The organism is Segatella copri (assembly GCF_019127135.1).
Lineage (GTDB): Bacteria > Bacteroidota > Bacteroidia > Bacteroidales > Bacteroidaceae > Prevotella.
This window is the reverse complement of record NZ_JAHOEA010000023.1, coordinates 1-13,373: the sequence shown is the minus strand read 5'-3', so window position 1 is coordinate 13,373 and position 13,373 is coordinate 1. Positions and strand designations below refer to the sequence as shown.

The window sequence follows — 13,373 nt, the reverse complement described above, 5'->3', positions numbered from 1 at the left end:
TTCTATGAATTGTACTATAAGCAAATAAAGGGAAATTGGGAGAAAAAATCTTCAAACAATAGAAAACGAAAAGAGCGATTCCCATGGGAACCGCTCTCAATGTTTTATGTAACTAAAAGTATCTATCCTTATAGATTAAGGAAGACTGATTGCCTCGTTAGGGCAAACATCAGCACAAGTACCACACTCTGTGCAGACGTCTGGGTTGATAGAATACTTCTCGCCCTCAGAGATTGCACCTGATGGACACTCATCAATACATGTACCGCAAGCGATACAATCGTCACCAATTACGTATGCCATAATTATTAATGTTTAAATGTTTATAATGTTTTTGTATAATATGCTTTTAATTTGTCTTGTCTGATAACTAAAGGTACATTACCTAATAATTATGGTGCAAAGATAATAATTATTTTCGGAATACCTACAATTAGGTATAAGAAATTTCACGTGTTTACTTAATTTATACATTATCGAAATAAAACAGAAAGCAATATGAAGAGGAATATTCCGTTATAAATATATGAAAAAGAAACTATTGACATTCATCATAAGCCTTGCCATCACAATCCAGGCTGGTGCACAGGAAAGAACGGTAGAAAACCGTCCTTATACCGATTTACGCCCATTCCACTTCGGTGTATTGGTAGGCACCCATTTCCAGGATATAGAATTCCAGAATGCAGGACCGGTTACTTATCTGGATGCTGACGGCATTGAGCAACATGGCTGCGTAACAGTAGACCAGGACAGATGGGATCCAGGATTTACAGTAGGTGTACTAGGAGAATTCCGCCTCAACAACCACTTCCAGCTACGCATAGCACCAGCCATGTATTTCGGTACCCGACATCTCTCCTTCTACAACATGCTGGAAAAAGATGGGGCAGGTAATCCAATACAGCAGAAACAGGAGATGAAGACAGCTTACATTTCCAGTGCATTCGACCTGATATTTGCAGCACAGAGATTCAATAATCACCGCCCATACATCATGGCAGGAATCAACCCGATGATGAATCTGAACAGCAAGAACGAAGATTATATCAAACTGAAGAAAACAGATCTGTTCCTGGAACTGGGATTGGGGTGTGATTTCTATCTGCCTTATTTCAAGCTTCGCCCTGAATTGAAATTCATGTATGGAATAACAGATACATACGATAAGAATCACATCAAAAATATAAAAGACAAGAGTACACTCCCGTACACACTATCTGCTAAGTCAGCACATAGCAAAATAATAGCACTAACATTCTATTTCGAATAATCGAACAATATCACAAAAGAAAAAGAGGCAGACTCCCCACAGCGAGAGTCTACCTCTTCTAATTTATAAAGAACAGATATCTTTACTCAACAACATCCCAAGTGAAAACACACCCGTTCTTCATACCGGCGTCAGCTCCTTGGAAATCTGCAGAATAAGGACTTCCATCCATAGGATTTTTACCTACATAACGCTGCGTCTTCATAGAAAGCAGCATGCAGCGGTTATAAAGCATATCCTGCCATACAAACTCCTCTGCCTTGGAAGAGTCGGAAGTCAGACGAACATCACCAGATAAACCAGCACCAGCAATATAAACATATCGTCCGTCAGCCGTCTTCAAAGCAATCTTTCCCTTACCTCTATCCTCCACAACAAACTTCACCTGATTTCTCATGTCCCTTCGGTTGCCGGAACTATGCATCAATCCATGTCCGGTAGCATCCATCAGACTGCCATCAGCGAGATTAGAGAATCTTATGGTCTTTCCGATAGGCAAATTGGCTGTTCTGTCAGCCATCGGCTCCTCTACCTTGAAATCATCGAAATCAGCCACACCGCCATTCAATTCCTTCTTGTTGAAAGCATAAAGTGCCACACGTACCCCCTGGAAGGTCTTCAACTGATAAGGCGAAAGCATCTGTTCGCCGATATTTTCCCAGTTCTTACCATCCAGAGAGTAGGAATATTGCAACTGGCTCTTGTCATAATCACCCCAAAGTCGCAACCAAACTACCTTGCTTTTAGCCAACGGCTTCAACACTTCCTTGTTGGTATTCTGGTCATAACATCTCAAGTTCAACCCCTTATCCGTCTTGACAACGCCCAATGAAGCATATGGCGTATTGATGGCACCCAAACCAGCCTCATCACCTACCTTCAAGCGGGATGCATCCAACTTAACAGATGTATAAGAAACAGGTCCGATGGCACGCTGCGTCAATGTATTCTTTGCCCAAAGCAGTTGCTTGGCAGGCATGGAATGCAAACGAAGCCATCCTTTTCGCTCCTTATTCAGCGACCACATCTTGTCATTCGGATTATGATTCCATTGCCAAACCGGTTTAAAAGTTTTACCCGAGAAATCATCACATCTGTCGTATGGAGCCTGTGGTGTCTTGACCATATCATTCGGTTTGAACCAGGTACGAGGCGAGCGTCCCAGGTTCTTCTCCAATCCAAAGTAAGGCCAGCCGTCAACCCAAGTGATAGGCGACAGGCACACCGTTCTTCCCACGGAATTGAAGTCCTGCATCGAAACGCCCCACCATTTCCCGTCAGGAGCCTGTACGATGCCGCCCTGATGAATGGTGGCACAGCCCAGGTTCAGACCATTAGGCTTGTTGTTCTGGAATTTGAAACCATCTTCCGGCAAAGGCCGACCGATTCCCATGTTACCTACGCTCCATCCCGCAGCATAACCATACGATTCGCGCTCGCTAATTACGCAGGTTTCATAAGGTCCCCAGATGCTCTTGCTTCGGGCACACTGCATGCGGCCCATCGGTGAATAATCTGCAGAGAGGATATAGTACATGCCATTGATTTTATACACATGATGTCCCTCACCCATCGCATTGCCTTCCGGAATCACTACCTTGCTGCTGCCCTCTACCGGACCACTCAAATCGGGCTTCAACTCCGTAACGGTCACGTTTCCATACTTGTGCACGGCATAAATCTTGCCATCCTCATCGAAGAGCACAGAGAGGTCGTAGATATCGCCATTAACTTTATGATGCGTCCAAGGTCCCTTGGCACTATCCGAAATATACACCTGCAAGCCATGTCCGTTGATATTAGAGAAGATATAGAACTTTCCGTTATGATATCGGATAGCAGGCGCCCAGATACCCTGTCCGTAAGCCTCCTTGCCATTGCGGAGGTTGAAATCATCAGAATCATCGAATCGGTCGAAGCAATAGGAAGAGAACTCCCAATTTACGAGATCCTTGGAATGGAGCACCACCAATCCCGGCACACTGTGCATCGTAGTACCTGCCAGATAGAAGTCCTCCCCCACTCTGATAATATCAGGGTCAGAAAACTCATCATAAAACAAGGGGTTTGTAAAGGTACCATTACCATTATCAGCCGACCAAGACTTCCCTTTCAAAGTCTGTGTCAGAACATTCTTGGCTGCAGATTTTTTCTGCGCCGCTGCTCCCAAAGAACCGCTCAAAAAAGCGATGCAACAGGTTGCAAATAATAATTTCTTCATTCTCATTGATAGGTCTAAAAGATTATTATAAAAAATATTGCCACAAAAGTACGAATAATTATCCAACCAGAGGTGGACAAAATGATACTTTTATGGCAACAAATGTGATTTTAGGACATTATTTAATCAGATAAGTCTTTCCTGGTTCTGTTTCCAAGTCATATTCATATACGTCAGGAATAGTGACCTTCACTCCTTCTGCTATCCGATGCTGTTCCATTACAGGCTTCACTTCTGCAGATGCAAAAAGGATATTGGGACATATTCCTTCAGCCTTCTTCAGATTCTTCGCCTTCAGCGGAACGTAGGAGCGGAGACGCAGCACACCTCCGATGGTGGAACGAATCTTCGCCTTCATCAGTCTGCCATTCTTCCAGTCCATATCAACCACAAAGCCGCCACGGGCACGAAGTCCCTTTACGCTTCCCTTGTTCCAGGCATCAGGCAAGGCAGGCAAGAGATGCACGGCTCCATCATGACTCTGCAGGAGCATTTCGGCGATGCCGGCTGTTACTCCGAAGTTGCCGTCTATCTGGAATGGCGGATGGGCATCGAAGAGATTCGGATAGGTTCTCCCATCAGGATACTCCTTTGCCTGCGCATCAGATGGCAACAGGCGAAGCATATTGCTGATGATTCTGAAAGCATGATTGCCATCGAGCATGCGTGCCCAGAAGTTCGTCTTCCAACCCAGACTCCAGCCCGTAGCCTGGTCGCCACGATGCTTCAGAGTAGTGGCAGCGGCATGGAACAGTTCCGGATGAGAAAAAGGAGAAATCTGATTGGATGGATACAATCCATAGAGATGCGAGATATGGCGATGTTCATTCTTCGGATCATCCGCATCCACAAGCCACTCCTGCAACTGTCCGTACTTTCCTATCTGCATTGGCGGAATCTGAGAAATCAGCTGCTGCATCGCCTTGCGCTCAGCCTCATCAACTCCCAATATCTCAGAAGCCTTCACGGCACTGCTCAAGGCATCGAAGGCTATCTGGTTATCCATCGTGCAACCTGCCGTTACGGCAGTTCTCTTACCCATAGGTCCCTGTTCCGGACTCACCGACGGCACGGTTACCTTCCATTCGGTGCCCGGCAACTTCTGCATATAGTCAAGATAGAACTCAGCAGCACCTTTTATTACCGGATACCACTGCTTGAGGAAAGCCTTGTCGCCCGTATAGAGATAATGCTGCCAGAGATGGGTAGTGAGCCAGGCTCCGCCGTTCGGGAACATGCCCCACTGCGCACCGTCCACCGGACCTGCTATGCGCCAGATATCGGTGTTATGGTGTGCCATCCAGCCACGACAGCCATACATTTCCCTAGCCGTCTGTGCTCCCGTTACGCTCAAATCCTTAATCAGCGAATACAGAGGCTCCGTCGTGTTGCCGAGATTCGTTACCTCGGCAGGCCAGTAATTCATCTCCGTATTGATGTTGATGGTATATTTACTGTCCCAAGGCGCATTTTTGCTGTCGTTCCAAACGCCCTGCAAGTTTGCCGCCTGTCCACCAGGCTGGGAAGAGGAGATGAGCAGATAGCGACCATAGTTATACATCAGTGCCACCATCGCCATATCCTTGCTGCCTGCAAATTTCTCCAGGCGCTGGTTGGTAGGCAACGAAGCATTGATATCGGTTGGCAAAATCAGAGAAGAAGTAGCGAACTGCTTCTGGTAAGCCTCCACATGGCGTTTCTCCAACTGTGCATAGCTCATCAGTTTCACCTTATTTATATAGTCGGCATTGCGTTGGGCGGCATTGCCCGACACATCGTGATAGTTCACAAAATTGGTGGCAGCGCTCACGATGATGGTTGCCTCGGTGCCATCCGTCCTTACATCTGCCACACATTCGGCAGCGAGAGCCGCCTTGATGCCTTCCTGGTCTTGTCCCTTCACCTTCAGCATAACCCCTGAAGATGTTTCCTGAGTCTGATGTTCAAAAGGCGAATCCAGGGTAACCTCGATATTCAGGGCACCCTTTCTACTCGCCTTGATATGGCAAACGATAACGCCATCAGCCAGCGAAGCAAAGGTAGTACGGGTATATCTTACGCCATCCATCACGAAAGAAGTCGTGGCAATCGCCCTCTTCAAATCCAGGTTGCGCACAAACAGTTCAGCCTTTCCCCGGTTCTTCATTCTGATATGCAGATTTGCCATCGGCAGGAAGCGCATGCCATGAGGACCTGGGATGAAAGTCTGGTTGATGAGAGCCGCTGCCTCCTCTTCCCTGCCATTGAAGATGAGTTCCCTCACCTTTGGCAGATTCTCCAGGGATTTCTTGCTATTGTTGTTATGAGGGCCACCACTCCAGAAAGTCTCCTCATTCAACTGGATATTTTCGTCCGTGGTTCCGCCATACACCATACCTCCCAGATGTGAGTTTCCGATAGGCTGAGCCTCCAGCCACTGCTGGGCTGGGGCGTTATACCATAGAAGAGTACTATTATCAGAACTGCTAGCCTTAGCCATCATCTTCACCGGAAGAAGAAACGCCAAAGCCATAGTTCCGACTATTATTCTATTTCTCACTACCATTCTGTTTTTGATACTCAAAACTATCCACATCCACATATCCGCCAGCAGCCTTTGTGGCATAGTTGTAGATGGCGATACGGGTTCCCATAAAGAAGCGGCGATAATCATACTGCATCTTGAAATCCTTGATGGCAGGAATCCAGGTCTTGCCGTCTATACTATATAATAAGGTGGCGAGATCCTGATGAAGACGGAAATCGCAACTCATCTTCAGATAGATGATGCTTGATTTCGTTGCCTTATTCTGCTTCAGATTCAAAGGCTGGCGATAAACCTCCTCACGCTTCACATCAGTCACTGCCTTTTCCTTTTCAGTCAAAGCTACACTCTCCTTGGTACCTACCACAAAGAGTTTCTTGCCTTCCTTTACGATAGAAAGCAGGGCCGCATCACCCTGGAAGGCTGACAAGCCAGCCACATCGCCATCTTTCATCTTGCTCACATCCATCTTGATGATTCCCTCGCAGGTTGGTCCTTCGGTACGGGTACTGATGGTATTAGGAGCCAGGAAGATATTAGGAACAATACGGGATGTCTTCAGGCGGAGCCAGCCCTTGCGTTCTGTGAGCGACCAGGCATTATCCACAGGATTGTGGTTCCACTGCCACTGCAGTTCCAGTTTATCCTTCGAGAAATCATCACTATACACGAGTCCCTTACCATCGTAGCCCAGCACAGGCTTCTGCATCTCGGCAGGAATATTGCCCTTCTCATCGGTCAGCATAGGCCATCCGTCCTTCCAGGTACATGGCTCCAGCGTGAGCACTCTGCCCACACCACCACGGTCTTGGAATACGATGCCATACCAGTTGCCATCCTTATCATCTACAATCGTACCTTGTCCCACGCCGTTGAATCCGGCAAACTCCGTTTCCAGAATCACCTTCTTTTCGTAAGGACCCGTTATCTTATCAGCACGATAACAAACCTCACGACGAGGATGTCCCTGTGGCCACGAAATCATCAGGAGATAATACTTGCCGTTGTGCTTGATCAGGCGGGAGCCTTCGAGCAAACCCGTTTCATCAGCATCACGCTCAAAGAGTTTACGATGGCTGCCCGGCACCACAGCCGTCAGGTCGGCATTCAGCTGCACCATCTCTCCCGTTCCATAAACCACGTATGCCTTATCGTCGTCATCGAAGAAGAGAGCGGCATCATGGAAATGCTGCAAACGGCTGTGGATAATCCATTTGCCCTCGATATCATCGGCAGTGCAGATATAAGTCTCTCCACCGGGATTATCATTCGGAGCAAAGAGCGCATAGAACTTGCCACGATGATACTGCAGCGAAGTGGCCCACTGACCACGACCATACACCGTACCCTCCTTCATGTCATACTTAGGCGAATCGGTAAGTTTAGGGAAGATATAGTTAACGGTTTCCCAGTTCACCAGATCCTTCGATTTCATGATAGGCGCACCCGGCATCAGATGCATGGTGGTGCTTACCATATAGAAGCTGTCACCCACACGGATTACATCCACATCAGGCACATCAGCCCAAACCACAGGATTGGCAAAATTCTTCTCAAACTTCCACCAGTCGAAATTGAAGAGTTTGCTCCCCTTCAATCCCTTGAACACGAAGTATATATCATGCTTTCCTGTCACTTTCTTTAGCATTTGTGCCGAGAAAGTCTTCCACTTTTCCCAGCCACCCGTCTTGGTAACATCAAGTTTAGCTATCAGTTCGCCATCTTCCTTATCGAGATGAACCTCCAGCGAACCTCCAAGCGAAGAGCACGCTGCAGAGATGGCAAATGCATCCGGACTCTCATTTCCGAAATCCACCTCGCGTACCTTGATATAATCGCCTTGATGGATTTCAGAGATATAAACACCCGTATCATCGGTCTGCTCCGACTTCACTCCCTTAGAGAAAGCGATGGTTTCAGCCTCCTGACGCTTGTAAGGATTGAGGGTTGCGATAGGAGCCACTCCTTCCTGAGTATGGTGGATGATTGGGAAGGTGCCGTCGGCATTGTATTTGAATTCTTCCACAGCCACACTGCGTCCGAATCCGCCACCCAGTTTACCCGTATGATAGAAGAAATAAGACTTGCCCTTGAAGTCGGTCACACCGCAATGGTTAGTAAAGGAACCCGTATCTTCCAATGGCATGATTTCGCCCATATACTTCCATGGGCCGAAAGGCTTCTTACTCATGGAATAAGCGATATGCTCAGGCACTCCACCTGCTGCATAAAGCATATAATAGTTCTTGCCACGCTTCATGAACCAAGGTCCCTCTGTGTAGCAATCTTTATATTTTCGGGTAGAATCACGCTTCTCCACGTCAGGCGAACCGAATCCCTCCTCAGTCATCACGATTCTGCCCACTTCACGCTTTTCATCAACAGCTGCCTTAGCATCTATACCACCCTTGAAGCTAATCATATCTTTATTCAGTTTGGCATAGTAAAGATGTGGATTACCCCAATAGAGATAAGCCTGACCATCCTCATCCATCCAGACGGTAGGGTCGATATTGTCCCAACTTCCATTATCGAAAAGCGGTTTGCCCAGCGCATCCTTGAACGGACCGGTAGGAGAATCAGCCACAGCTACGCCGATAGCCATTCCGCCCGTCAGTTTAGAGTGCGCACAGATATACCAGTAATACTTACCATTACGTTCGATGGTCTGTGCTGCCCAGGCACGGTCGTCTGCCCAGGAAAAAGAACTGAGGTCGAGCGGAGAACCATGATCTGTCCAGTTCACCATATCCTTGGTGGAATACACACGCCATTCGTTCATCCAGAAGAAGTCAGCCTTATCTTCATCATGACCGGTATAGACATAAAGCCGGTCACCGACAGGAAGAGGAGCTGGGTCTGAAGTCAACTGTGTTTGAACGATAGGATTCTGCGCATAGGCAGCTCCCTGCATGGCAAGCAGCCATGCGCTTATCAGTAACGGCTTTCTGAGAGCCAAAATTTTCGTTGTATTCATCATTATGATTGTTTTTTCGTTTAATGCTGCAAAATTACGAAAAAACAATCATAATGACTTTATCGAATGTTTCAAAAACTTTATTGAGTTTATCTTACTACACAAACTCTATTGGTGATTGATGCACTTGTCTCATTCTTGAGTTGAATATATGCTAACATATACTTTTCTACAATTAATGCTTCACAAGTCTAACTCCATAAATCTGTCCAACTTGCTTGCCCTTATGAGCCACAAACTTCACTCTTATTTCCTTCTTGCCCTTAACAAACTCTGAAGGAATGGCATAATCAACGGTCTTAAACTGTGTGGTGCGCCAGCGATGACTGTTGTTCACGCTGCAAAGCAACTTGTCGTTGACATAAATATCAAACTCACTTGTACGCCATTCATCCTGTCCCCAGAACTTGAGCTGAAGGCTAAGATTAGTCTCTCCCTTGGTCTGCATCAGATAGCTGAAGAAATGCCCATCCTTTGCATCACGGAAAAAGACGCCCTCAGTATTACCACGCTCAGTAACATCAGCCTCCATGTTATGATCAGTCTCAGGCTGCTGCTCTCCCGGATTCACCTTATCTACAGTTCGCTCCTCCAAAGCCTGACGGGCTTTTTCCTCATCAGCCAACTTCTGCATATAAGCCTTGTAATCATTCTCGCCTAGTGCCAACCAATACATCATATATCGAGAATCATGAATCTCGAAGAAAGGCTGCAGTTCACCATCAATGGCATTCTCCATTCGGGTGGCAAGTTTAAAATGCAATGGCTTGCCAGGAATTGGCTTCAGGTCTTTGGCAATGTCGTCGAGATGTTTCGGCAACAAAATAGGAGCCTTGTCAAGAGCCAGTTTCTTTCCACCGGCATACTGTCCGAAACGGCTGTCATCGGCAATGAGTCCACGCATATCCTCCGTTCCCGTCTTCATGCCGAGCAGGATAGGACCATACATGATTGCCACATACTGAGGCACATTAATCATCGGTTTTATGTAAGCGTGCATAGGCATAGAAATCTTTATCTGGTCACCCTTCTTCCATTTGCGCTTGATGCAGACAAATCCATTCTCCTCATAGCTATCGACATCAAAACCAACACCCTTCACTGTGAAGTTTTCACACCAGGATGGCTTACGGACTTTCAGGATGAAAGTTCCCTTACCCTTGGCTACTTCTACGACTGATGACTCAGCATACGGGAAGGCAGTCTGCTGACGAATCACCATCTTTCTATCCTTCCAATTCAACTCGGAAGCCACGAAGAGATTCACATAGAGCGCATCATCCTCCGCCTTCACACCCTTATCGTGCGTCCAGACAAACTGTCCATACTTTCCGTGGTCTTCCATACCTGTTCCCACGCAGCACCACATCGCCTCATTAGGAGCAGAATAGTTGCGGTAATGACGAGGACGGGCAGAAGTGAAATAGACATAGCCGCCATGTTGAGGATGCTGGGCAGAGAGGATATGGTTGAACATCGCAGTCTCGTAAAAGTCGCCATACATGCCATCAGGTTTCACTCGGTTCAGATCCTCGGTAAGCTTCAGCATATTATAAGTATTGCAAGACTCCGGTCCATCGATGTCGTTGATATAGTCGATGCAATTTTCCTTTGTCGGGAAGTGCTCACGCCTGCTGTTACCTCCCAAAGCCAGCGAACGCTGACGTGTCACTATTTCCCAGAAATACTCGCTGGCATTGTGATATTGCACATCATGAGCCAACTCAGCGATGCGCTGATAGCCGATAACCTTTGGAATCTGCGTATTGGCATGCATATTGTCAAGACAATCCTTGCCTTCTTCCATTGGCACCAGCAACAGCTTGTGAGAGAATCTGCGGGCACAGTCCATATATTTCTGCTCTCCGGTAATCGCGTATGCATCAGCAAGCACTTCGTTCATGCCTCCATGCTCATTGCCTAGCATTTTCTCCATCTGTCCGTCATTCAAATCACGCGTAATGTCCACAGCCCAATCACAGAACTTCAGAAACAGATTCTTTGCCTGTTCATTGCCGCAATAGAGCCATGCATCACGAAGACCTGCATACATCTTATGAATATTATAGAAAGGTGCCCATGTTCCGAAGTAAGGTCCGAAATCTCCTTTACTGAAAGCCGTCCACATCTTGGCACTATTGGGAACACCACCGATATAGTTATGGCACCAGGCTTCATGACGCTGATTGTTGGCATCAAGCACCAGCTGGAGTTCAGATATCATATATTCCATGCGTTTGCGGCATTCCTCATTGCCTGTGGCTGCATTGATGGCAAGAGCCGACAGATAATGTCCACCCACATGTCCGTCCAGCCCATCCCAGTTGGGATAAGAAGGTTTGCGAGGTTGCAAGCCAGCCTCCTTGCGATAAGGAGCCAGCATGCGGTCGCAATCATATTTCAGGAGCACCTGCACGTTCAAGTCGCGGGCATGCTTCAATGGTCCGTCCAGAAGGGTGATGTCACCCAGCGGGAACTCATCCTTATAAAGTTTATCTTGCGCCACAACACCCAAGGCAGGCGCCATGCTCAACAGAGCTATCATTAGTTGTTTCTTCATAATTTGATATTATTTTAAATTCTTAATAAAAGTGTATATACGGACAATTACATTTAGCTTATGGCTTTCAATGAAAAAACACATCTTTTAATGTTCTTTCTTACTCACTAAACTTCCACCAATCCAGGAAGAAGAAGTTCTGCTTCTGGATGTTGCCTCCCTTGAAAACGAAGTAGAGATCATGAACACCCTTTATCTTCTTCACCTGGGTTGAGAAGGTTTTGTATTCATCCTTGGTGTTCTTGATATCCACCTTGCCGATGCACAGGCCGTTTACCCCATCAAGACGGATTTCGATACTGCCGCCCAACATGTGGCAAGAGGCAGAAACCTCAAACTTACTTGCACCCTTCTTGAAGTCAACACCCTTCACGAGGATATACTTTCCCTCATCAATATTCGTAACCACTTGGTTCCATCTGTCCTTCTGTGCCCATTCGTTCTTAGGCTGAGTCTTCAATCCATAGCCCCAAGCCATCGTCTCAGCCTCAACCTGTCGATAAGGGTTGAACCATTCTATCTGCTCCAACTTGCATTCCTGGAAGTATGGCAACTCCTGGATGGTTCCGTCAGGATTGTAAGTCATTTCGGCCGCAGAAACAGAACGCTGCTCGGCATGACGCCCCGTCTTCAAACGGAAGATGTCATAATTCAAGCCGAAGCAATAGCTCTTGCCCTTATAGTCGATGATGCCCGGATGATTGCCACGAGTACGAGGCGTATGGTTCATGATATGTCCCTTATATTCCCATGGTCCGAGCGGATTCTTGCTCATCGCATAACCGATGCCCTCAGGACAGCAGGTAGAAGCATAAGCCAGATAATAATTGCCATTGCGCTTCCAGAACCAAGGACCTTCCTGATAATCCTGAATCTTCGGGAAGTGCATGATGGAATCAGAATAAGAAATCATATCCTCATTCAACTTTACTGCCTTCAATTCTGGATTTCCCCAATACATGTAAGCCTGATTATCATCATCTATCCATACAGTAGGGTCGATGTCAAACCAATCACCTTCCCATGCCAGAGGCTTTCCGATAGGATCCTTAAACGGTCCGTATGGATTATCAGCTACCAGCACTCCGATGCCATGACCATGGATAGGACAATACATATACCATTTGCCATTGCGCTCGATGACCTGCTCTGCCCAGGCACCATTCTCACCCTTGAACCACTTGAAGTCTTTCAATGAAGCCACGGCACCGCGGTCTTGCCAGTTTACCATATCAGTTGAGGTATAGAGTAGCCAGTCTTTCATCAGGAACCCTTCAGCCCCATCCTCATCGTGTGTGGTATAGAGATAAACCGTATCGTTGTGCACATAAGGTGCAGGATCGGCTGTGTACTTGGTCTGGATGATTGGCAAGTTGATATTCTGTGCTGTTGCAACAGTTCCCATGCCAGCCAAAAGCAGGGATAAAATCATTCTGTATCTAGTCATTTTATGATTTAAATTAATTATTAGTTAAATTGTTATTTGTGGATGCAAAGGTAAGCAAAAAAGCAGAATTCTACTTTTTCACATGTGTCAAATACTTTATTCTATGTAACACTTGTATCTGTAGCTTTACTGTCTTTCTGTCATATTCCACACTCTTGCTTGCCAGCATAGGATGAGTTAGGATTTTTAACTAAAGCTCTAAAGCAGACGCGTAAGAGGAAAATGTACTTCCCTGAAAAAGGTTGTCACTTAGGAACAAACAGAAGTGACAATGAAACGTAAGACAAGAATTGAACGTGTGTATAATGAGGACACAGGTTGGTTTGAGACCCGTGAGGTAGAGTTGAATGGCTACTCTTTTACAGATGATG

General features: G+C 46.5%; 7 protein-coding genes. 1 reads left to right on the top strand and 6 read right to left on the bottom strand.

The genetic code is table 11. The annotated features are described in order from the left end of the window. Nucleotides 1–135: 135 nt before the first annotated feature. Complete coding sequence (locus KSW37_RS07760; RefSeq protein WP_022327039.1) at nucleotides 136–303, bottom strand: 4Fe-4S binding protein; 168 nt, start codon at nucleotides 301–303, stop codon at nucleotides 136–138. Between the two features lie 223 nt (nucleotides 304–526). Between KSW37_RS07760 and KSW37_RS07755 the strand changes: the two genes are divergently transcribed. Then, complete coding sequence (locus tag KSW37_RS07755) at nucleotides 527–1,273, top strand: porin family protein (protein ID WP_217313907.1); 747 nt, start codon at nucleotides 527–529, stop codon at nucleotides 1,271–1,273. A gap of 82 nt (nucleotides 1,274–1,355) precedes the next feature. Here KSW37_RS07755 and KSW37_RS07750 read toward each other — a convergent pair whose 3' ends face one another. The 5 genes from KSW37_RS07750 to KSW37_RS07730 form a co-directional block, all read right to left on the bottom strand. Continuing rightward, nucleotides 1,356–3,494 (bottom strand): glycoside hydrolase family 43 protein, encoded by a 2,139-nt coding sequence (locus KSW37_RS07750; protein WP_217313906.1) that lies wholly within the window; start codon nucleotides 3,492–3,494, stop codon nucleotides 1,356–1,358. A gap of 118 nt (nucleotides 3,495–3,612) precedes the next feature. After that, entirely contained in the window at nucleotides 3,613–5,976 is a 2,364-nt protein-coding gene (locus tag KSW37_RS07745) for a glycoside hydrolase family 95 protein (RefSeq protein ID WP_254368583.1), read from the bottom strand. Nucleotides 5,977–6,022: 46 nt separating this feature from the next. Next, a complete protein-coding gene (locus KSW37_RS07740; RefSeq protein ID WP_437183111.1) occupies nucleotides 6,023–8,998 on the bottom strand; it encodes a family 43 glycosylhydrolase in 2,976 nt (991 codons plus the stop codon). A 172-nt stretch (nucleotides 8,999–9,170) separates the two neighbouring features. After that, complete coding sequence (locus KSW37_RS07735) at nucleotides 9,171–11,555, bottom strand: glycoside hydrolase family 127 protein (protein WP_217313903.1); 2,385 nt, start codon at nucleotides 11,553–11,555, stop codon at nucleotides 9,171–9,173. Between the two features lie 100 nt (nucleotides 11,556–11,655). After that, nucleotides 11,656–13,002: a glycoside hydrolase family 43 protein gene (locus KSW37_RS07730; protein WP_217313902.1), complete on the bottom strand. Its 1,347-nt coding sequence runs from the start codon at nucleotides 13,000–13,002 to the stop codon at nucleotides 11,656–11,658. Nucleotides 13,003–13,373: the final 371 nt, after the last annotated feature.